Origin of the sequence: Leuconostoc kimchii IMSNU 11154 (assembly GCF_000092505.1) — a bacterium.
GTDB classification, from domain to species: Bacteria; Bacillota; Bacilli; order Lactobacillales; family Lactobacillaceae; genus Leuconostoc; species Leuconostoc kimchii.
The window spans coordinates 644,860-667,681 of sequence record NC_014136.1 but is presented as its reverse complement, the minus strand read 5'-3'; the positions used below and the strand labels follow the sequence as shown (position 1 = coordinate 667,681).

The 22,822-nt window shown below is 36.4% G+C and carries 25 protein-coding genes and 1 other annotated feature; of the genes, 3 read left to right on the top strand and 22 right to left on the bottom strand.

What is annotated here, in order from left to right; translation table 11 throughout:
- Nucleotides 1–38: 38 nt before the first annotated feature.
- The 4 genes from LKI_RS03775 to LKI_RS03760 form a co-directional block, all read right to left on the bottom strand.
- A complete protein-coding gene (locus LKI_RS03775) occupies nt 39–701 on the bottom strand; it encodes a stage II sporulation protein M (protein ID WP_242651987.1) in 663 nt (220 codons plus the stop codon).
- A 287-nt stretch (nt 702–988) separates the two neighbouring features.
- On the bottom strand, nt 989–1,639 hold the full coding sequence (locus LKI_RS03770; protein WP_013102833.1) for a CPBP family intramembrane glutamic endopeptidase: 651 nt from the start codon (nt 1,637–1,639) through the stop codon (nt 989–991).
- A 3-nt stretch (nt 1,640–1,642) separates the two neighbouring features.
- Nucleotides 1,643–1,786, bottom strand: a complete 144-nt coding sequence (locus LKI_RS10740; protein WP_013102832.1) for a bacteriocin — start codon at nt 1,784–1,786, stop codon at nt 1,643–1,645.
- 266 nt (nt 1,787–2,052) lie between these two features.
- A complete protein-coding gene (locus tag LKI_RS03760; RefSeq protein WP_013102830.1) occupies nt 2,053–2,334 on the bottom strand; it encodes a helix-turn-helix domain-containing protein in 282 nt (93 codons plus the stop codon).
- 405 nt (nt 2,335–2,739) lie between these two features.
- Between LKI_RS03760 and LKI_RS03755 the strand changes: the two genes are divergently transcribed.
- Entirely contained in the window at nt 2,740–3,048 is a 309-nt protein-coding gene (locus tag LKI_RS03755) for a hypothetical protein (protein WP_013102829.1), read from the top strand.
- Between the two features lie 131 nt (nt 3,049–3,179).
- Nucleotides 3,180–3,959, top strand: coding sequence for a CPBP family intramembrane glutamic endopeptidase (locus LKI_RS03750; protein ID WP_013102828.1), 780 nt, complete (start codon nt 3,180–3,182; stop codon nt 3,957–3,959).
- A 144-nt stretch (nt 3,960–4,103) separates the two neighbouring features.
- Here LKI_RS03750 and LKI_RS03745 read toward each other — a convergent pair whose 3' ends face one another.
- The 3 genes from LKI_RS03745 to LKI_RS03735 form a co-directional block, all read right to left on the bottom strand.
- On the bottom strand, nt 4,104–4,289 hold the full coding sequence (locus LKI_RS03745) for a hypothetical protein (protein WP_013102827.1): 186 nt from the start codon (nt 4,287–4,289) through the stop codon (nt 4,104–4,106).
- A 183-nt stretch (nt 4,290–4,472) separates the two neighbouring features.
- On the bottom strand, nt 4,473–5,318 hold the full coding sequence (locus LKI_RS03740) for a CPBP family intramembrane glutamic endopeptidase (protein WP_013102826.1): 846 nt from the start codon (nt 5,316–5,318) through the stop codon (nt 4,473–4,475).
- An 85-nt stretch (nt 5,319–5,403) separates the two neighbouring features.
- Nucleotides 5,404–6,081 carry a CPBP family intramembrane glutamic endopeptidase gene (locus tag LKI_RS03735; protein WP_013102825.1) on the bottom strand — a complete coding sequence of 226 codons (678 nt, stop codon included), beginning with the start codon at nt 6,079–6,081 and terminating at the stop codon, nt 5,404–5,406.
- A gap of 806 nt (nt 6,082–6,887) precedes the next feature.
- On the opposite strand from LKI_RS03735, the gene LKI_RS03725 reads away from it, so the two are divergent.
- The gene (locus LKI_RS03725; RefSeq protein ID WP_013102822.1) at nt 6,888–7,628 is read left to right on the top strand and encodes a helix-turn-helix domain-containing protein; all 741 of its coding nucleotides are present in this window, start codon (nt 6,888–6,890) and stop codon (nt 7,626–7,628) included.
- 528 nt (nt 7,629–8,156) lie between these two features.
- Here the strand turns inward: LKI_RS03725 and rarD are convergent.
- From rarD to rbsK, 15 genes are all read right to left on the bottom strand, one after another.
- On the bottom strand, nt 8,157–9,059 hold the full coding sequence (gene rarD / locus LKI_RS03715) for an EamA family transporter RarD (RefSeq protein ID WP_013102820.1): 903 nt from the start codon (nt 9,057–9,059) through the stop codon (nt 8,157–8,159).
- 104 nt (nt 9,060–9,163) lie between these two features.
- Entirely contained in the window at nt 9,164–9,664 is a 501-nt protein-coding gene (gene epsC / locus LKI_RS03710; protein ID WP_013102819.1) for a serine O-acetyltransferase EpsC, read from the bottom strand.
- A gap of 12 nt (nt 9,665–9,676) precedes the next feature.
- A complete protein-coding gene (locus LKI_RS03705; RefSeq protein ID WP_041762856.1) occupies nt 9,677–10,819 on the bottom strand; it encodes a trans-sulfuration enzyme family protein in 1,143 nt (380 codons plus the stop codon).
- Between the two features lie 10 nt (nt 10,820–10,829).
- Entirely contained in the window at nt 10,830–11,744 is a 915-nt protein-coding gene (locus tag LKI_RS03700; RefSeq protein WP_013102817.1) for a PLP-dependent cysteine synthase family protein, read from the bottom strand.
- A gap of 392 nt (nt 11,745–12,136) precedes the next feature.
- On the bottom strand, nt 12,137–13,471 hold the full coding sequence (locus LKI_RS03695) for an APC family permease (protein ID WP_013102816.1): 1,335 nt from the start codon (nt 13,469–13,471) through the stop codon (nt 12,137–12,139).
- Nucleotide 13,472: 1 nt separating this feature from the next.
- Nucleotides 13,473–14,219, bottom strand: a complete 747-nt coding sequence (locus LKI_RS03690; protein ID WP_013102815.1) for a cyclase family protein — start codon at nt 14,217–14,219, stop codon at nt 13,473–13,475.
- A gap of 50 nt (nt 14,220–14,269) precedes the next feature.
- On the bottom strand, nt 14,270–15,025 hold the full coding sequence (locus LKI_RS03685; protein ID WP_013102814.1) for an amino acid ABC transporter ATP-binding protein: 756 nt from the start codon (nt 15,023–15,025) through the stop codon (nt 14,270–14,272).
- The gene (locus tag LKI_RS03680) at nt 15,018–15,731 is read right to left on the bottom strand and encodes an amino acid ABC transporter permease (RefSeq protein ID WP_013102813.1); all 714 of its coding nucleotides are present in this window, start codon (nt 15,729–15,731) and stop codon (nt 15,018–15,020) included. Before LKI_RS03680 ends, LKI_RS03685 begins: the two co-directional genes overlap by 8 nt.
- A 16-nt stretch (nt 15,732–15,747) precedes the next feature.
- Entirely contained in the window at nt 15,748–16,563 is an 816-nt protein-coding gene (locus tag LKI_RS03675) for a transporter substrate-binding domain-containing protein (RefSeq protein WP_013102812.1), read from the bottom strand.
- 11 nt (nt 16,564–16,574) lie between these two features.
- On the bottom strand, nt 16,575–17,726 hold the full coding sequence (locus LKI_RS03670; protein WP_013102811.1) for a trans-sulfuration enzyme family protein: 1,152 nt from the start codon (nt 17,724–17,726) through the stop codon (nt 16,575–16,577).
- A gap of 24 nt (nt 17,727–17,750) precedes the next feature.
- Entirely contained in the window at nt 17,751–18,917 is a 1,167-nt protein-coding gene (locus LKI_RS03665) for an amidohydrolase (RefSeq protein WP_013102810.1), read from the bottom strand.
- Between the two features lie 89 nt (nt 18,918–19,006).
- The gene (locus LKI_RS03660; RefSeq protein ID WP_013102809.1) at nt 19,007–19,768 is read right to left on the bottom strand and encodes a VOC family protein; all 762 of its coding nucleotides are present in this window, start codon (nt 19,766–19,768) and stop codon (nt 19,007–19,009) included.
- Nucleotides 19,769–19,833: 65 nt separating this feature from the next.
- Nucleotides 19,834–20,673 (bottom strand): MetQ/NlpA family ABC transporter substrate-binding protein, encoded by an 840-nt coding sequence (locus tag LKI_RS03655; RefSeq protein WP_013102808.1) that lies wholly within the window; start codon nt 20,671–20,673, stop codon nt 19,834–19,836.
- 86 nt (nt 20,674–20,759) lie between these two features.
- Nucleotides 20,760–21,004, bottom strand: a binding site (T-box leader).
- Nucleotides 21,005–21,117: 113 nt separating this feature from the next.
- On the bottom strand, nt 21,118–21,807 hold the full coding sequence (rpiA, locus tag LKI_RS03650; RefSeq protein ID WP_013102807.1) for a ribose-5-phosphate isomerase RpiA: 690 nt from the start codon (nt 21,805–21,807) through the stop codon (nt 21,118–21,120).
- A 12-nt stretch (nt 21,808–21,819) separates the two neighbouring features.
- Complete coding sequence (rbsK, locus tag LKI_RS03645; RefSeq protein WP_013102806.1) at nt 21,820–22,758, bottom strand: ribokinase; 939 nt, start codon at nt 22,756–22,758, stop codon at nt 21,820–21,822.
- Between the last annotated feature and the right edge of the window lie 64 nt (nt 22,759–22,822).

The following is a 22,822-nucleotide window of genomic DNA, read 5'->3' as shown; positions in this document are numbered from 1 at the left end:
ATGTATTTTATTAATTAATTTAATAATATCACAAAAGTTCACATAAACACATGAATAATTATAGGTGTAATGAACGATTCGATGATTGCAGCTACAATTAGTACTGGTAACACATATATAACAAAGGATTTCAGCAAATCATACAACATCGATCCAATAAATTTATAATTCAACTGTTGTCGCTTCCATATACGCTTTAAAGTGTTCATGGATATATCATTAGTTTTTTTGGCTAAGATCAATACTATAATATACGCAGTCATCTCAAAAATACCGTGTGGCAATATACCTGTAATCGCTAACTTTAGGCCTTCAAATAAGCCTTTATCATAAACCACATAACCAACTAATTGGCCCATTGTTGAAATCGTTCCGAGGGCCGGTAGAACATATAGGTAAGGAATCGGGATTATCGAAAATAAAATAATTGAACTGGTCGATATAACATTCATAATTATAATATTCAAAAAGTCTATGCTACTATAATTTGTGACAACTTTAGTGTTCAAGTACTCTGTTATGCCGTTTATCTCGCTAGGATTAGATTTAATCTTACAATACACATATACAGACAGCAAAACAACATATATCATGATATATAACCATAATAATAACACTGTTTTTGTATACTTCTGTTTAATAACTCGCCATTTAGCTAATTGATTTTGCATTTTAAAAATCATATCCTTTTCTGTATTCATATCAGATGATGTCATTTCAAACGTTTTCCGTACTTAACTTACTTAATAACTCTTGAGTTAATTTCTATTAACCTCCCGTTTACAGTGTATCAAATTGCAACCTCTGATTTTTCACATATTTATCGAAATTTTTTCTGAAATATGTTAATGACATTTGTTTAATTTTGTAGTATAAATCAACTATAGAAATGAAATACAAAAATTAGATCGTAAAAAAATATTTAATACATCGTGTAGACTAACTCAGTAGTTCCATGAGATATTAAATATTTTGTCTTTATATGAGATTAGATAAATGTAGTAACTAATGCCAACAAATTCCATGACATATGGCATATTACACTATATTGTAGTGACCGTGTCCACAATCTAATTACCATAAAACCAGCACCGGAAACAAAGTATGCTGAAAATTGAAGCCAAGTATTTGGGCCATGTAATAATGCAAATGCAACTGTTGGTAATAATGTTTGAATAATCAATCCTTGTTTTGATAAAATTTTGACCATCCAACCCCTAAAAATAATTTCTTCGATAACTGGACCAACAATCACGATGACTACTACTAATATGATACCCGGTATATAGGCAGAATGCGTTAACATATTATTAATTCGATCATCGTTAGCTGTCTCTGGAATATGGATAAGTCGCCCATATAACATTGTGCAACAAGTAATCAAAATCCCCTTCAATAGAGATTTGATCTGCAATTTTTCAATAATTTTTAGCTGAAATTTTTTGGTCGTAACTACATACAAGACGCCAATCGTTAACGTACAAAAAATGACATCAATTATATTCAAAATAATTTGACCATAAAAACTATGTTGTCCCGCCACTAACACCAAAGCTACGCTAGTTAAACATAAAGACAATAAGGTAAAAGAGAAAATAGTTAATATACTATCAATTATTCCACGAACCCTGATACTCATAGCTTAATAATTTTCTCCACGATACCCTCGTTTGAACGCACTTACTTCACCCCGCCAGTTTTTAATCACACCAATTCCAATACCTCCCCAACCACCACCAACAATCCCTGCCAGTTCTTTATCGCTTAAACTTTTAATCTTAAACATATTTATTTAACCCTCTCTAAGCTAGTTCCTAGTACCAAAGTATGCCTTATTTCCTATTCGCATTTTAGCCGCATCTGATCCCGGCTTCCCAACTATAGCTCCGAGCAGATATCCGCCAAAATCATACGGATTCATGTTCGTACCTCCGCTGATAGTCGACAGCTCGCTTTCAGCCAACCGTTCGATTTCTTTTATCTTGTATTGCATAATCAATACTCCTTTCTTATTTTGCAATCTTATCATCCCAGGTATTTACCCACAAGCCTTTATGACATACCGTCATCATGAAAACTTGTCATAATATTCATATCTGCCCCTAAGTTTCGAGCTATGTCCATTAAATTATCGATATCAGGTATTCTTGTGCCATTTTCATAATGGGCAATAGTTGACTGTGTCACATGAAGTATTTTAGCTAATTGGTACTGTGTTATTTTGTTTGCATATCGTAAATATCTAATATTATTCCCAATATGTTTTGCTCCTCCACCGCACACTTTTAGCATTTCTGTCTCACTTAAGTAAGAAAAATTGTAATTTTTAATCATGTTTATCTCCAATTGCTTATCCATGTAAACTTGACATAACAGTCAAGTTAATAGATAGACGTCATTTTTTCATGAAACCGCTCTTGTATGTAAATAATCGTATAGTACTATCTATCAATATACAGTTTATCAAATTGCAACCCTTGATTTTTCACATATTCATCGTAATTTTTTGATGAAATATGTTAGTGACTTTTATTGGATTTTGTGGTAATAGTCATTTCGCCATTTAACTGAATACAATACCTAGTGGCAAAAAAATAAGAGTATCACCTAAACATATGTGATATGCGCTTTACCTCACTAACTAAGTTTTTGAAATGTGTCGCACATTATGATATTATCAAGACATATATTGAATTTATCATAAAAGCGAAATAACCAATCAAAAAGAGGTATTTTCTGATGATTTTTTATCACAATCAATTAGTCGATGTTTGGAAAATCAATAAAAATCGTACGCAACCTGAGTGGGTTAAACAATGTTTTGAAAACCATTCTATGGTCTGGTATGACAATCAATTAAAGATTCTTGTCAAAGCTATAAACCCATCTGCAAAACGAGATTTAAAGTTAGGATTACTTGATACTACCTTAGGGTATTATGGCGGCGGTTTTGTAATGGGACGCATAGGTGATTTTTTTGATGCAACTAATGGTAGGGTCGTATCAAAAAAGCAATTTTATAATGAATACAGCATGAATAATAATTAGTATTTTCATGTGATTCAAATCTAATCGCCCACTAAAGATACCTTATGATATTGAGAAACTAGTTTTGGGTTCCTTTCACATTGCCAAAATGGCACTTTTTGAAACCAGCTAACTTATGCTACACTAACAATATGACATCTAGAAAAAATTTACTGATACAAGTTTTGTTAGTATGGCTTGGTAGCCTCGTATTCACAATTGGTTTTGAGAACTTGCTGGCCTATTCGACACAGTTATCAAAATATACGATTGTGGTTCTGAATTCTTTATTAAGTATAGGCATCTTATACTTAGTTAATCACAAATACAAATTAACCAAAATATTCATAAAACCAGCACATGACACGTGGTTAGATAAGTTAGTCTATGTCGTACCAATCTCCCTTTACGCTGTACGCCTATTACTATTTTTTGTTGAAGAGCCTGGCAGATTGGCTACGATTGCGAAGCACATGCCACACTATCTCATGATTTTACTGGTTGTTGTTACCAGTGTTTTTTTCGAAGAGTATATCGATCGTGGCCTTATTTTTGGTGCATTACTGGTTTATTTTAAAAATCATAAGTGGCGTGTACCACTCAGCATCTTATTATCTGCTGCTATGTTCTCATTGTCTCATTTGATGAACTTATTGCATCAAAATGCGATACAAACACTCGGCCAGCTGATTTATACTTTTGGCTTTGGCTGTTTATTTAGTGTGCTCTATATTCGATCACGAAGCCTATTAATCCCATTTGCAACCCATTTCTTATTCAATTTACCGTCGTTCTTAAATGATTCAGCATTTAGTGCAACGCATGCGGTTGCACTCACATCCCTAATAGGACCAATCATCTTACTAATTATTTTCCTAACTTACACCTTTGTTTTTATCAACAAAGAGGAAACAAAGCATTATCAATTTTAGAGCTCATGTCACAACCAAACGCACATGCATAGCTTCATTGAGACTGATCACATAATCCTTTCTAAAAAAGCACTTCGGTCCTATATTAATAGGACCGAAGTGCTTTTTACTTAGTGCGATCAATTACTAGCAAGAAGGATTACATCATTTTTTACTAAAAATACGGCCTGTGGCTGACCACATCGCCGAATGATTGCCAAAATATTTATGTATCTTTGAATTATATAGCTGCCACGGTGTGATACGCAACGTTTTCCCGCCTGATACTTCAGATAATTGTTGATTATTAATCACTTGAAATTTCTTTAATGCGTCAAACTGATCCATCATTCTAGTGTCCTTCTTCCTATTAAATTAATTATCTCAATTATACAGCTTTAAGCATAGCAAGTTGATAGCAGTTTAGTCTAACCACTTATCTATACACATTAAAAGGATCATTGATGGACACTAATTCGTCATTAGTGCTCATCAATGATCCTTTTTGAAAGCTAATTCATCGTTATACAATTTTCAAGTCGAATGGGCAATGTTAAGTCTACTCAATAATGGCATTGGTTCCAGATTATTTTTCAGTTCATCATGGATATTATTCGGATTAACAGCAACTAATGAATAAACTATCATACTAGCACATATAAATGTCATGAATAAGCTTGCTGATCCAAATTGATGCCCTGTCATTGTAGACTGTATTGCTACTTTATTAAAAATTAACGGAAAATCCCATGTTGTATGAATTAATATCGGTATAAGCAGACTACCCGAACGTAAATAAGTCATACCTAATAATGTTCCCATACCGAGGTTGAAAATTACCTGTATTATTGTAACAAGCGCGTTTTGATCCAGAAAATTTGTTAAATGTAGTATTGCAAACAATACGCCTGATATTAAAATTACATAACTAAACCTATTGCTACTACTGATTTGACTAAAAATGCGTAACAATAATACCAACACAATGCCCCAAGAAAACAAATCCTCAGCTATTGATATGCTTAAAGCCATACTCAAATTTTTAAATATATCAATCATATTCTGTCGTTCTGTCACTATTTTAATAGTCGTTATCGTTGCCGTAATCACTAGGGGCAACATAAACATCAAATAAGGTGTACGCTGTCTACTGGGCAACTTAAAATACAATGTTATTCCCAAAATACGTGCAACAATAATCGCTGCTATAATGACTATGACCTTGTAAAAGAACTGATAGGAAATATATTGCTGTAATCCTAATGGTATTATGGTATATTTCCCTATGATTAAAGCAACATATGATAGTATGACAGTTTCTAAAATCAATATTAGAAGAATACCGCCTGCATACTTTAAAAACTTATTGTTCACGCGCATGGTTCCCCCAGTTCTATTACTTTTTTAAAGCTATAAATCAAAAAATCGTCCGGTAACGATCACAACATGATTTTTAAATGACTCTTTATGTCAACAAGACTAATAAATTATGCAGACTATGAAACATGATTGTATACTGCAATTTTTTAGTCACAACTCTAACAATCATCAAAACCCCACCAGCCGTTAAATAAGTTGCCCATTGTGCTAATGTTGATGGTGAATGCACTAACGCAAATACCAGTGTTGGCCACAAAATTTGCATCGCCCTCCCAAGTGGCTTAGCTTCTTCAAACATAATGCCACGATAATATATTTCTTCCATAATCGGCGCAATAACAACAATATTGAAATTAAATAACAGCAGTGACCACCAACTTGTTAAATGATTTAATATCTTATCAATAGCTTGTTGATTACTGCCAGTCAACTGATTACTCTCAAATAATGCAGGTAACCCATAAATTATAAATAACCAACTTATAATAAATATAGCGATGGTTATACCCACTTTTCTACTATTCGGACGCTCAAAAACAACATCTGATCGCTTAAATAAATAGCGATACCCAAAATAGGCAATTACCCCACCCACGATATCAGTTAATAGTAAACGTATACCAGCATATTGATTTAAGTCACCAATAAAAAGAAAAAAATCTGGTATGACTAAAATAACGAAAATTAGTATGGTGACTAAGATAAGTTCAAATAATTCCTTGGCTTTTTTGATAATAGGCAATAGAATATTTTTTATTAGCATGCTTCCACTTTCTATTTATTCATATATTGGATACTAGTTTATTTGTCACACCAAAAGGTCAGTGATAGACACTAATTTCTAACTCGTGTCTATCACTGATCTTTTGTTGACATGCAATTAATATCTTTTATTTAATAGTACCATTAATATTTTCTAGCTCTGTATCTGTTAAAATATTTAAATCCATATTCATTTTTTGATTTCCCTTTTATTATACTGGCTATACAATAACATACCGCTGCCAATTAAAAATAGCACATATAGAAAGTAGCCCAAATTACTCATGTTTGGAAAAAAATGATCAGCTATTGCACCACTTATCAAAAAATAGAGTATCACAATACCTAATGCTTCTTTATCTGTGCGCTTTATCATTTTCTTACCGTTCTTCATCTCGTTACACCCATCTCTTTCTGTTATTTTCGTAAAAACTTATGACATGATGCCATCTGTCTTATTGATCAAAAAATTCTGTGCTAAACAACTCATCATCTATATGAATAATTTAGCACAGAAGACTTCAATTTATGATTCTTGAATTAATTTCTATTAGCCTCCCATCTATAGTTTATCAAATTGCAACCCTTAATTTTTCACATATTTATTGGCTGTTTTCCTGAAATATGTTAGTGACTTTTATTGCTTTTTATGATATAAAAGATAGCCTACTACCTTTTAAACAAACAATTATTCAGATACAATAATTTTATATTTATTGTGCATAGTATCACTAATTATATTGAAGCCACCTATATATGTTGTATAATATAATTGTTGAATTAACTTCTAAAAAAGGAGGAAGTATAATGACTATTGGCGATCAAATTAAACAACTGCGTACAGCACACAATCTGACGCAACAAGAATTTGCCACAAAAATCTATATTTCCTACCAATCCGTATCCAACTGGGAAAATCATCGCAGTTATCCCTCTGCTGAGATTATGTTACTCATTATTGATACATTTGATTTACCATTAAATTATTTTATGGATAAGGATATTGACCCTACGACAAGCCAAGAGGAAACACTCATTTTGTCATCCTTTTTAAAATGTATGACCACTAGTCGTGATGAAGCGCCTACTTTAAAATTGGTTCAACAATTATCTGGTCTACCAGCTGAACGCGTCCAACACTATTTTCCATCGTATGATGACCTAGTCTATACACTCATCAATAAAGTTGATCAAGACATCAAAATCAGAGTAGAAAAACGGTTATCTGATCATGAGAGTGTGTTGTCAATATTTATCAACGATATGGCACCATTACTTTATCATAAAAGAGAAACCTTACATCTTCTATACACACGCCCCTATATTAAAGGTGTGTGGACGCAATTTATTAAAGCCAAATACCAATCACTTCTCAAAAAATATAATCCACAGATGAAAAAGAACAATCTTGATACTGCCTATTTAATCGAAACATTGACCACCTTCATTTCGATTTGGTTAAGCCAACCAGAAATTGAACCTTTAGATCAATTCCAACAACGCATCACTTATTTGGTGAATCATTCAATGTCATCTTGGCGGTTTTAAACTGGTGCACTGGGTGGCGCTACTTTAGGGGCAGTCGCTTATATTTCTGACCATAATGATTTAAACGATCCAATCCCTAAAAATTAATTTAAGTAGAGGAAAGTATGATTAGACTAACTAATTTTTACAAAATTTTGTTGAATGGCTTATTAATGGGTGTCATATTTTGGTGTTGCCAATCATTTGATTTATCAATGAAAAGTATCACACTGTCTATTTTTCTCATGATTTTTTGGGACATTATCGTTATGGCGTACTATGGTTACAAACACACATTATTTAGTACCAATAAACTAAGCTTTAGTGTTAACCAGAAATTAATTAGTATTCTTTTTGTTACTATTATTATTTTGTCAGGTATCTTTTTAATTAACTAATCTCCTGTCGATAGATGTATAAACTAAAGTATTTAATCGCTACATGCCAACAACGCATCACTTATTTGGTGAATCATTCAATGTCGTCTTGGCGGTTTTAAATCAGTCATACAACAATATTTTTACGATCAATAAAAAAAGCATTAAAGCCTTAACGTATGTTAGGTTTTAATGCTTTTTTCAATTTTCGAGCGCTATTAAGGCTGCCGAAAATAAATACCAATATACCCGACCAAATGAATGCAAAAACAATCACTTTGTGCCAATTAAATGCCTCATGTAACACGAATACTGCCATCAACAGTTGAATCGTGGGGTTCAAATACTGAATAAAACTTAGTGTAATGAAGTCAGTATTTTTATTTGCCACAGCGAAAAGTAGTAACGGAATCACTGTTATAACACCGCTCATGATTAATAGTATGGTAATTTTTGACCCATCTTGCGTCATCACATGTGGCGATAATAATAAGTACACCAACGCTATTGGCGCAACAATAACTGTTTCTAATGCCAATGAAATCGTTGCAGGCAAAGGCACCTGTTTTTTGATCAAGCCATAAAAACAAAATGAAGCGGCCATTAACAAAGTATTCAATGGTAAGGATCCTGTTTGAATGGTTAAAATAATGACACCAATGACCACAAGAGTCAATGCAATTATTTTAGAACGAGAGAGTTTTTCATGTAAGAAAATCACCGCTACAGCCACATTCATGAGGGGCATGATGTAGTAGGATAGACTTGCTTCGGTTGCTTGCTGATGCGTTACCATAGTGATGTATAAAAACCAATTGATTGAAATCAGAAAGGCACTCATTATAATCCAACCAATTTTACGATTATGAATTAAGGTCACAATGACATGCCAGACCTCAGGCCAACTTTTTTGAACTGTGAGTACAAGGCTAATGGTAACAAGAGACCAAACAATGCGATAGGCTAATGTATCCATCGCCGGCACAACACTCAACAGTTCCCAAAACACGCCTAGTAATCCCCATATAAAATAGGCTGCAAATCCTGAAGTGATACCCAAACGTTTATTTTCCATAATAGTATGCCATCCCAAACTAAGATATAATCACTATCATACCATCGTCATGAAAAAAAGAAAATGAATAAGGACTCTTACTGCCTTTAATTCTTTCAACCAAATCACCGCTCTAAAATTTGAGCTGGATTTCCAACTGCTGTAGCATATTGGGGCACCTGCTCTAACACGACTGCATTAGCACCAATTTTGCTATAACTACCAATCGTAATAGGTCCTAATATTTGAGCATGTGCCCCAATAAAACTATGATGTTCAATATGCGGGTGTCGTCGTCCACTAGTGATATGCCGTGCACCAATTGTTACCCCGTGCAAAATAGTCACATCATCTTCAATAATCGCGGTTTCTCCAATGACAACACCAATACCATGATCAATGAAAACGCGTTGTCCAATAACTGCACCTGGGGCAATTAACACACCCGTTCGTCGCGCTGCCCAGCGAGATATGATAGCACTCAACAAATAATGTTGATGTATATGAAACCAATGTGCTATACGATAATAGCCTAACGCATGCAACCCTGGGTAAGTTAACATAACCATCATCAAACTACGCGCAGCTGGATCTTGTTTAAGTATTGCCCTAGCAGTTGCAAACATATGCGCACCAATTTAATGACTAAGCTGATCAAAACTTTGGTCTAGATCAGCAATCAAATCATCAATATCTTCGATACCAACTGATAAACGAATAAGTTCATCTTGAATACCAGTGGCAATGCGAACGTCTCTTGGTATGGCACCATGTGTCATTTTGGCAGGCACTTCAATCAAACTTTCAAGTGCACCCAGACTCTCAGCTAGTGTGATCACCTTCAAATTTTCAACGAACGCTTCAGCATTTAAACCTGCTTGTAATTCAAACGAAATCATCGCACCAAAGCCATGCATTTGTTTTTTAGCCAGTGCATAATCAGAATTGTTGGGGTCGCCTGGAAAATAGACACGCGCTACTTGGGGATGGGCATTCAGGTAGTCAAAAATAGTTTGCGCATTACTTTGATGACGTTGCATTCGCAATGCTAATGTCTTAATGCCACGCTGTAATAGCCAACTTTCTTGTGGGGCTAAAATGGCACCAATGGCATTTTGCAAATAACCAATTTTTTGGCCTAATTCTGCTGTCTTAGTCACAACCAAACCAGCAATCAGATCACTATGTCCACCCAGATATTTGGACGCACTGTGCACAACAATGTCTGCACCCAAAACAATGGGTTTTTGAATATAAGGTGACGCAAAGGTGTTATCAACAATGCTCAATAAGTGATGGTCAGCTGCAATTTTAGCAACCGCTTGTATATCAGTGATGCGTAATAATGGGTTGGTTGGTGTCTCAAAATAAATGGCTTTGGTATTATTTTGAATCGCATTTTCTACTGCTTCAAGATCGCGTGTATCAACAATTGTAAATGTTAAACCTTGTCGTTTAAGCACACTATCAATTAAACGAAATGTTCCGCCATAGACGTCATTGCCTACAACGATATGATCACCAGACGAAAATAAGGTGAAGATTGTACTGATTGCTGCCGATCCGGACGCAAATGCAAATCCCGAAGCACCTTCTTCAAGATCAGCAATTAACTTCTCAACTGCTTCACGTGTTGGATTACCTGAACGCGAATACTCATATTTTGATTCGCCAATTTTATGTTGTTTGAATGTCGATGCCATATGAATGGGCACTGAAACATCCCCAGTTGTCTCATCGAAACTAATACCACCATGGATTAACTGTGTGTTGAACTTCATTTTTTTCACCTTATTTTTCATAAATTTTATCGCTCATGTAACGTTCACTACTATCTGGGAAAATTGTCACAATATGACTATTTTCTGGTAACGTTTTAGCCAATTTTAAACTGGCAGCTAGTGCGGCACCACTTGAACTGCCAATAAACAATCCTAATCGTGCGGCGACATCGCGTACCTGATGAAAGGCATCTTCATCACTGATTGTCATCGTACGATCAATACGCACATCTTCAAAAAATGGTGGCACAAATTCAACACCGATACCTTCTGTGCGATGTCCGTGTGCCGGACCACCATTTAGAATCGAGCCTTCCGGCTCCACAACAATATTTTGTATCGTAGCATCATAAGCATTTAAATATTTGGCAACACCAGAAAATGTGCCACCACTGCCTGCACCAGCAACAAACGCTGTGATTTTTTCACCATTTAAATCCTGAATCAATTCAGGTGCCAGTGTTTGATAATAAGTCTCTGGGTTGGCGGGGTTGGCAAACTGCATAGGCACGTAACTATGCTCAATTTCTGCAGCTAATGCTTTAGCCTTTGCAATCGCCCCTTTAATTCCTGCACTTGAAGGTGTATTGACAATTTCAGCGCCCAACGCCTGCATTAATTGCTGTTTTTCGTAACTAAATTTTTCGGGAACCACTAAGATTGTCCGCAAGTGATGCTGCTGTGCTGCCAAAGCCAAACCAATGCCCGTGTTACCTGCCGTTGGCTCAATAATCACAGTTTCAGCAGTAATCACATGACGCGCGATACCATCATTGATTAAGAATTGTCCCAAACGGTCTTTAATACTGCCTCCGGGATTGAACATTTCTAGCTTTGCAAAAATACGACTATGATTTGGAATATCAAGCTGTAAATCAATGAGCGGTGTTTGGCCGATTAACTCAGTTATACTTTTAATGAACATCATTTTTTCCTTTATATTCGTGAAAATGGCTAATAAAAAGGCATGAAAATTCTTCTGAATTTCCACGCCTTCGATCAGTAACCTGCCTTGACAGCAGTCTGACTATTTTGGTTGTTATTTACCCAAAAAGTCCATGCTTAACAAGCAGTACAACATCGAAAACGTGTTGTACTGCAGCAGCTAATATGACTTGATTGGTATTTTGGTGTCATAACAAACTCCTACTGGTTGATTAATTAACTTTAATATACGTTATATTTTTTAAACTGTCAACTTTTAAATTCATGTGTGTTGTATTTTGAAGGTATGACATTGATTAAATCACTTATTACTTAACATAGTCATCATAAATAAAAATAGCACTGACCAATTAAGGTCGGTACTATTTTTATTTATGATTCTGAAAAATCAAACTGTGGTACAGGCTTTTTAAAAATATTTGTCTTGTATACAACAATGACAAAACCAATAACTAACCAAATTAAACCTGTTACCTTAGCCTCCGATGCCAAGCTCAAAAATATCCATAAACTGACAGAAAATCCTATCAATGGGGACACAAGATACTTCACAACTGTTGATCCTTTTTTATCTGGATTTTTAACATAAAAATGCCAAATAACAGCAACATTAAGTGATAAAAATCCAAATAAAGCACCAAAACTAATTAAATTAGACACTGTTGTTAAAGAAATAGATAGAGAAAGTACTGCAGATATGATACCAACAAGTATGATTGAAATCCAAGGTGTATTATATCGAGGATGTAAATAAGCTAATGGTTTTGGTAAAACACCGTCACGGCCCATAGCATACAAAATTCTTGATATTGCTGTCTGTCCTTCTTGACCCCCAGCTAATCCAAATGACAAAACCAAAGTCAATTCAGCCAAATGAACTAGCCAATTGCCACCGACTTTTTCCAGAATACCTAAAAATGCAGTATCAGGGTCTAGTTTACTATAATTGGGCGCTACGAAGCCTGCAAAAATTGTTACGATAACAAATAATGAGCCAATCAAAATGATTGATAGTACAATTGCTTTACCAACCGATTTTCTAGGATTGTTAGCCTCTTCTGATAGCGTACTAATCGCATCAAACCCTAAGTAACTAACAATCACAATACCAGTAGCTTGTACCACACCTTTTAAATCAAAGTGATTCGCATTGTACAATGAACTAACATTGAAACCAATTGTTCCCTTACTTAATGCAATAATGGTCCCAATTAGAAAAGCAATTAACACAATCGCTTGTAATCCAAACAATAGCCAACTAAATTTAGAAACAACTTTAATCCCCAGTAAATTAATCACCGTGTTAATGACAGCAATACCGATAATCCAAACCCAAAAAGGCGTACCAGGTAATAATGATTGCCCAAAAGATGCACTAATCAAATAAGTAATCACTGGTATTAAAATATAATCAAGTGTGATACCCCACCCAGAAAGAAAACCTAACAACGGGTTAGTCCCTTTCTGAACATAAGTATACACAGAGCCCGCGTAAGGAAACTCTTTCGCCATACTAGCGTAGCTAAATCCCGTAAACAGCATGGCAATCATACCGATTAAATAAGCTAAAGCCACCATCCCGTGCGCTGGCGCTAAAAATGACCCATAAAAAGCAATAGGTGCCACTGGAATCATAAATATAATGCCATATACGACTAGGTCTTTTGTAGATAAGGATCTTGATAATTTCACTTTACTCTCTGACATATCACACTTCCTCTGGTACTATTGCAAACACTCTAGCAGGAAATCCAGGCGCATTTTCTGCTTTGGGTACAGATATTGAAATTAATGCACCTGTTGCGGGTACTTTATCTAAATGAGACAATAATTCAATTTGGTAGTGTCCTTGACTTAGCACGTAATATTCACCCGCAAAACCTGTTTCAGGTTGCAAAATGGCAGGATCCGTATCAAAAGTTTCGTGACCATTGGCCACCGCCTGGCGTTCTTCATAAATATATTTCAGTGCGTCCACTGACCAACCCGGATAATGATTTTGACCATGATCATCTTGATTTTCAAAGGCTTCTTGTGATGGCCAACGCTTCGACCAATCTGTTCGTAAGGCAACAAAAGCATCGGGCGGAATCGTACCGTGTTCTGACTCCCATTGTTGAATATCTGCAACCGTTAAAATATAATCAGCATTTTGAGCAACTTGATGTGATTGATCAATGACAACCAATGGTAAAAATAAATCTTTTAATTCGATATCGGAATCATACACATCTTGATTTTTCTCAAAGTGCACTGGTGGGTCAATATGCGTGCCATATTGACCAGGAAATGTATATTGTTTAACGAAAAAACCATCTTCGTGAGTAAATAATGTTTCAAATTTTGCAGCGGAAAATGCCGGAAAATGTGGACTGTCTGGTCCAAATTCGTGCGTTAAGTCTACCCATTTAAATTGTTTTAATTCTGTTAAAAGATCGTTTAATTTGTTTGTCATAGTCTATTCTCCAATAATTTTTTTAATCGACATGCTCATGCCATTGGTGTCTACAACGCATCTAACGTTGGCACAACCGATTGTTTGTTTAAAAATCTTTCAATACGCTCATTGTTTGAGTTAAAAAATGCATCCGGACTACCCGAAAATGCCACTTTTCCCGCTTCCAAAAATATAATCTTATCAGCGATGGCACGAGCAAATGCCATATTATGTGACACAATCACTAATGCCTGCCCTTGGCGAGACAATTGAGAAAGGACTCGTAATACATTAGCCTCTGATTCCGGATCCAATGCAGACGTTGGTTCATCTAGCAATATAAATTGTGGTTTCATCGCTAATGCCCTAGCTATGGCTACACGTTGTTGTTGACCCCCAGATAGTTGTATGGGATAGTAATTTTCATAATCACCTAAACCCACTTGCCCCAGCAATTTTCGAGCATCTTGTGTTGCCTCAATCCGAGATTTTTGTAACACTGAAATCGGCCCCTTAATCACGTTACCCAGAACAGTTAAGTGTGGAAATAAGTTCCAAGATTGAAATACCATGGACGTTTGTGAACGAATTTTTTGTAATTGCTCATGTGTATAACCCTCTTCAAATTGAATCGTATCAGATGAAATTCTCAATGTTCCTGAATCAGGGACATCAAGTAAATCAAAAGTGCGTAATAATGTTGATTTACCTGCACCCGAAGAGCCTAGAATAACTGTCGTTTGATTGTCATCAATCGTTAACGACACATCTGATAAAATTGTATGCTTCCCATATGATTTATTTAAGTGATCAACATTAATCATTGTTTTCTCCTAATAGCGCCGATGCTTTGAGATAGCGAGAGGTTCTTTTTTCCAAATATTTTTGAAGAAATACCAAAATTGTTGAGAAAAAAGCATAAATAACAGCAACAATTGAATACATCAATAATGGTTGATAATTTTTCGCAGTAATTTGCTGGGTTATCGCAAACATTTCAACAATTGTAATTGTCGACGCCAACGACGTATCTTTCACTAAGCCAATAAATTCATTAGATAGCGGTGGTAGTGCAATACGTATGGCTTGAGGAAAAATAATTTCAAATATCGTCTGTCTTCTAGATAACCCTAAAGTTGCGGCTGCTTCCCACTGTGCCTGTGGCACGGAATCTAAAGCAGCCCGCACAGTTTCTGAAGCATATGCGCCAACGTTCAAGCTAAACGTAATGACCGCGGCTGGAAAAGCACCTATTTGTATCCCTGCACTAGGTAGACCATAAAATATAATAAACAACTGTACGAGTAACGGTGTCGAACGAAACAACCAAACATAAAAACGTAACACGCTATTGGTAATACGCCATAAAATATAGGTCATCCCCTGCTGTCTCGGTTGTTCACGACGTAGTAACGCAACTATCGTCGCAATAATTAAACCAAATATAAAAGAAAGTATTGATAGTGTCACAGTATACTGCAGTCCAGCTAGCAATATTTGCGGTGTTGAATCAACAATTATTTTCCACACGATGCCATCTCCTTGACTACTTTTGCGTTAGATCAGAACCAAAGTATTGAACTGATAACTTTTTGATCGTCCCATCATCACTTAACTGCTTTATTGCCTGGTTAACTTGCTTTTGAAGTCCTTTGTTCTTTTGATTCAGAAGGGGGGCAATTTTTGCTGCTGGACTAGCCGAAGTTGGTACTTTAATGGCTTTTACAATTTTTGCGTCTTCAGGATTATCTTTGATGTACGTGGCAAATGCACCTTCGTCATTGAAAGCTCCTTCTGCTCGTCCTTGCTTGATCAAATTGACGGTATTGGTAAACTCACTTGAGGCAATGGTTTTAGCACCAAACTTTTTAGCAACAGTTTCGTTATTTGTACCAACACCTTCTGCTAACGTATGTCCCTTAACATCTTTGTAGCCTTTTAATTCGTTATTGTCTTTCTTCACTACCAATACTTCTCTTGAGTAAAGATAAGGTGTTGCAAACAGATATTTTGCCTGACGCTCCGGTGTAATCGCAACATCGTTAAACACAACATCGAATTTGTTAGCACCGATACCAGCAATCAGCCCATCCCAAGCTGTCGGTACGAATTTGGCTTTCAAGCCTGATTTTTCAGCGACTTTTTTAGCAAGGTCTACTTCAAATCCTTTAAGCTTCCCGTCTTGACGATATGAAAATGGCGCATACGTGCCCTCCAAGCCAATCGTCAATGTCCCTTTTTTGACAAGCGATGTTTTGCCACTATTGTCGGCTTTTACGACACGATTATGATGTACGATGTAGCCACCACCAATGACAACAATAACAGCAACGATTAACCCATATATCCAATTCTTTTTCATGATAAATTCCTTTATTTCTGTATTTGAGCAAATGCTTGTTTTAAATCATTAATTAGATCATCTGCCGACTCTAAACCAATGGCAATGCGGATTAACTCATCTTTAATCCCGATTTTCAATCGCTCATCCCTGGGTATTTCAAAATGCGTCATCGTCGCAGGTAATTCAACAAGGCTCTCAACTGCACCTAAACTCACTGCGATTTTAAATAACTTCAAGCTATTAACAAACTTAATGGCATCATAACCGGCTGTAATTTCAAATGATAATACTGCACCGAAGCCTTTTGTCGTACGCGAAGCAATTTCAAAATCATCTGATTGCGGATTGACGCTAGGATAATTAATTTTTGCCACTAAGTCATTTGATTTAAGATAGGCAATCACACGATTTGTATTATCAATTTGTCGATCCAAACGAACCGATAATGTTTGGATACCACGACGCACTAAGTTTGACGTTTCTGGAGACAACGTACCGCCCAATCGATTTTGAGAAAAGTAAATTTTATCGGCCAATGACTCACTATTAACAACGACTAACCCAGCAATCACATCTGAATGACCACCTAAATATTTGGTAGCAGAATGAATCACGATGTCCGCGCCGAGTTGCAAAGGCTTTTGTAGATATGGTGTTAACAACGTATTGTCAACTATTTCTAAAATGTGATGCGCCTTGGCAATACGACTAATTGCTGCAACATCCGTCACACGTAATAAAGGATTGGAAAAAGTTTCAAAATAAATAGCTTTCGTATTTGACTTTATGGCATTTTTAACAGCAGCTAAATCTTGCGTATTCACTGCAGTTATTTCTAGCCCCCAACGTTTAAAATAATCATTGAGTTGTGAAAAAGTACCACCGTAAACCGTATCTCCAACCACTAAATGATCCCCAGGCTGAAAGATAGATAAAACACCATGTATTGCAGAAAGTCCTGAAGCAAACCCAAACCCTCTGTAACCACCTTCTAACGTTTTAATCAATTCTTCCAACGCTTCCCGCGTGGGATTACCCGACCTTGCATAGTCCCATTTTATTGGTGTTGTCGCATCATCGAATGCAAATGTTGATGAATTATATATCGGCGGATTAATAGCACCTGTATGATTATCATTAACCACCGCACCATGTATTAACTCTGTGTTGAAATCAACCATTTTGAACCTCCAGAAATTTTATGTTTACAATGCCAAATTTATCGCATGATGCTTCAAATCTTGCAATAAACGAATCGCATTTTTTTCAAAAAATTGACTACCTACAAAAATCACACCGTCATCCGATTTAAAATGATCATTGTGTAGATCAATATTCTCTCCATTGCCAATGTTGACATACACGCCGGGCACTGTTATTTGATAACAGGCAAAATCATCACTGCCTAAAGCAGGTTCTTGCTCATAGACAGACGCAAATTTACTCGTCTCATCTTTTACAATATCAACTAACTCAGTATGATTATTAACAGATGGATCACCCGCATACCAATCTATATCCGCAGTTACTTGATGCGCTTTTGCAGTGTAGTTGACAACATCAAGAAAACGTTTTTTTATAATTTCTCTAGATGATGCACTAGCAGTTCGCACTGTGCCTTCAAAAAAAGCCTCCTCAGGTAAAATATTCCATGTGTTCCCTGCATTAACATGGGTAATGCTCAGCACACCTGCCTCAAAAGCATTCAGGTTACGACTAACTATTGATTGTAAGGCACTGATTTCAGCTCCTAAGGCAACAATTGGATCATGCCCTCTTTCCGGTTTAGAAGCATGCGTCCCTAAACCGCGTAAAGTCACTTTAAATTTGTCAATTGCGCCATTCACAATGCCCGCTCGAATGCCAACTTCACCTGTCGCATGATGTGGTGTATTATGAAACCCCAAAATAGCATCTACGTCTTGCAATTGTCCGTCTTGAATCACTTGCAACGCACCTTCCTTATCTTCTTCAGACAATTGGAAAATCAGTTTCACCTTACCTGCTAATTGTTTTTCTTGTTGTTTTAATAAATAGGCTGCACCTAACAGCGCTGCTATATGCGTATCATGGCCACATGCATGCATCACACCAGGTATTTTAGAACTAAATGCCACACCAGAATTTTCCTGAATAGGTAAGGCATCAATATCTGCTCGTAAGCCTACTACTGGACCTGACTGTATGCCAATTTCCGCAAAAACACCTGTTTTCAAATGAGTAGGCAAAATCTTTATACCCCAATCTTGCAAAATTGCTGTAATTTTAGCTGTTGTTCGCACCTCATTGTCAGCGAGCTCAGGATACTGATGGAAATCGTGCCGATAGCCAATTAATTGCTGTTCTAATTCACTTTTTGATAATCCTGTCATGGTTCACTATCCCCCTCTTGTTTCTCAAATTCTTGCAATAATAACATTAGTATACGTAACCCATTAGCAACTATTTTTATACTCAGCGTTCACTCAAAAATCAGTTGTGCTTCCCCTAACTTGATTGTTCGCTGATGCTGTGCTCCGGTAAAATGAAGTGTCGTGAGGTGATTTGCAGAACCTGTTACAAATTCTAAGGTTCTTTCTCCAATCGGCACAACAAACTTGCCTTGCCGTTCCGTGACGGCATTGTCAACTAAATCAGCCCATTTTTGTGAAACCTTTAACGGATTACTTACCTCAAAGACCGCTTTGGTGACCTTTAAAGGACCAAGGGGATGGTTTTGTATTAATTTTTGTTCGACTAATTGCTGTTCTCTTTCTTTATCTGACGTTTGCCAATCAATAAAAAATGGATAAGGTAACCCATCAATATTGTCATTAATAAAAAAGATACGCCACGTTATCAATTTATTTTGTTCATTACGTCGCTTGCCTTCTAAAATTGGACCCACGTCCACACCAGCTGCTTCGATACGTTTCTTAATATTTTCCAAATCATTGGTTCTAATTGCGATTGTATTGAATCGTTGTCTCCCTTGATTGAAGTCCTGTAGCGTATCATAAACAGCTGCAGCGCTTTGGCGATGAATTAAACTCGCTTTTTGTTGATCAAAAATACTAATCAGTTCAATATAATTAATACCAAAATATCCCAGTGCATTAGCCGTTCCCCAATTTTCATGCCGCCCCCCTAACTTAAAAACAATACCTGCGTCGGCAAAAGAATTCATGCTTTCCGACAAATCTGATACATTAATCATCGTGTGGTCCCAATCTATTAACGTCATATCATATTCTCCTAAAATATCAATCGTGAATGAATCTTCCTTCTTACTGATTATGAAATAATCATTTACTTGTTTTCAGAGACCACCCAATAATTATCTTTATTATGTGCTGCTAAATACTTTTGGAACGATTTCGACTGATAGGCTTTCTTAACGTCAAGCGTCCATTGTTTATTGGCATTGTCTTTATTAGTCGCAGCAACAAGCTGGTAATCGCTACGAATATTTTCAGCCAATAATATTTTTCGTGTTGAAACTTTTGCGTTATATGCCACGGATCCAGGTAAAACAATGTAATCAAAATCTTTAACTGTACGTGGAATGGTTGATGAGTCTAATTCTGTTATTTTTAAATTATATTTATTAGTCGCAATGTCTTTGGTTGTTGCCTGAATTGCTACAGTTCCTGTCTTAAGTGTGATCCATCCAGCTTTGACAAGCAGATTATAGGCACGAGCTGCGTTAGCCGGGTCGTTTGGAATGGCAATGTGGTCACCAGAACTAATTGCGTTTAGTGATTTTTTATTTGCTGGATAAATGCCTGTAGGAACCGTTGGTATCTTAGTCAATGCAACTAAATGTGCGTTTTTTTCCTGATTAAAATTCTTAAGATAGGCAGTATGTTGATCAACATTCAGATCAATTTGATTATCACTCAAAGCAATATCTGCATTTAATAAATTGCTAAACGATTTATTGACAACATGATAACCTTGTCTTTCGAGAATTGGTTTGATCCCCTTAATAAATAATTCACTGTAGGGGCCTGGAGAGCTACCTAACCTAATCGTTTTTTTCGTGCTAGTCGTTGGCGAATTTGAAGATTTATTTGATAACAATCCAACCGCAGCTACTATAATCAGGATAGCAATTACGGCTAGTGTCACTTTTTTATTTTTTTTCATAGCAATTTACCCACTCACTTATTTAACAAATATTTAAACATCAGAAAACAAAAAAAGTCCCATATTTCTTGTACAAAACACAAGAAATATGGGACGAAAAAGTCGCGTTACCACCCAAATTCTATAAAGTATCACTACCTCATACTTGACAGGTACATCTAAAGAGATACCCTAACGCGGTAACGGGCGCACCCGAGTAGCATTTACTAGACAGCTCATACTACTATTCACTCCAAGACCATTTTCAAATTCATTGTAATGCTAACTTTCACCACATATTAGCTCTCTTAAATTACACATAAAATTTTACTTATCTTTTCAACGTTTATAATTATTTTATTATATATCTATCATTTTTAGTTGTCAACAAAAAAATAATTTTAATATTTTTCACATGAATAGATACTAATAATACTATCCATTTGCCACTGCCTATTTATCTTCTCAAATCATCTGATTTTGTTGACGACTTTGTATTTGAAGCGTCTCACCGCCAATAATAACACGATCGCAAATCGCTAAAAATAGGCCATGTTCAACAACACCAACTTGACTTTCCAAATATTCAGCTAGCGCATAGGGATTATTAATCGTTTGCATATGGCAATCAATAATATAATGACCCGCATCAGTGACAACAGGTTGATTATTGTCTGCTTGTCGCCGTAGTTTTGGAAACAAACCTTTATCAGCGAATTGACGTATCAATTGTCCACTACCATAAGGGATCACTTCAACAGGTAGCGGAAATGAGCCTAAGGTATCATGTACTTTACTACTGTCGACAATCCAAATATTTTCCCGTGAGTTTTTAGCAACAATTTTTTCCATGAGTAGCGCGGCACCGCCACCTTTAATACCATTCAGATAAGTATCCACTTCATCAGCACCATCAACAGTCACATCAATATGATCAACTTCATCAATGTCAACAATTGGTATATTGAGTTCAGCACAGCGTTGACTCGTAATCTTAGAAGTTGTTACACCGATTACACGACGATCCGATTGCGCCAAAGCCTCTAGAAAATAAGCCACTGTAGACCCTGTTCCTAATCCGACAATCATATCAGAGTCAATATATTTTAATGTTGCTTCTGCTGCTTGTTTTTTTTGAGCGTTCTTCATGTTCATAACGAATCTACCTCACTTCACCATGCTGTATTGTTGCAGACCCGCATCTACTTCTGCCTTCGTTGGAATAGAGACAAGTGCACCGCGACGGCTAACAGTTAATGAACTCGCAAAGCAACTACGTTTAATAATTGTTGGCAAATCAGTCATTTCTTTCGTGATATTCGCTGCCACTGTACCAATAAATGTATCACCTGCAGCTGTCGTATCTACCGCATCTACTTTAAAAATTGGTACCTGACCGCTCTGGTCATTAACATGATAGTACACACCATCCCCGCCAAGGGTAACAATTGTATGTGCCATGCCCAAGCGTCGTAATTTTAGTGTTAACTGCTCTAGAGCTTGGCTATCTGTTGTTGATTGAACATCAGCTAACGCTGCCGCTTCAGTTTCGTTTGGGATTAATAAATCAGTCGTTAACATGATTTCATCAGTCAAATGTGATGTTACCGGCGCTGGATTCAAAATGGTTAACACACCAGCCTCACGTGCAATTTCAAATCCCTTTGCTACAGCTGCCATAGGTACTTCTAGTTGTGCCACAACAACGTCTGCCGCAACAATTGCTGCACGCGCTTGTGAAATATCATCTGCACTCAATGACATGTTGGCACCACCAAATACCATAATCGTATTGTGCCCATCATCTTCCAACATAATGGTTGCAGAACCGGTTGGTTGATTTTTAGTGAAAATGTAATCTGTTTTGATGCCCTCGTCGACCAACAATTGTTTAAATGCACGGCCACGGTCGTCATTACCAACAGCACCAATAAACGTGACGTCTGCACCTTGACGCGCAGCGGCCACCGCCTGATTAGCGCCTTTACCACCAAAAGTACTTGCCTGATTTCTAACAGCAAGCGTCTCACCACGTTGTGGTAGCCGATCAATCATTTGGATTGTGTCCATATTAAGACTACCAATCACGACAACTTTATTTTTCATGTTAACAACTCCTTAGTCATATGTTTTTTGGTTAAACGTTTTACTAATAAGAGTTGAGTTAATT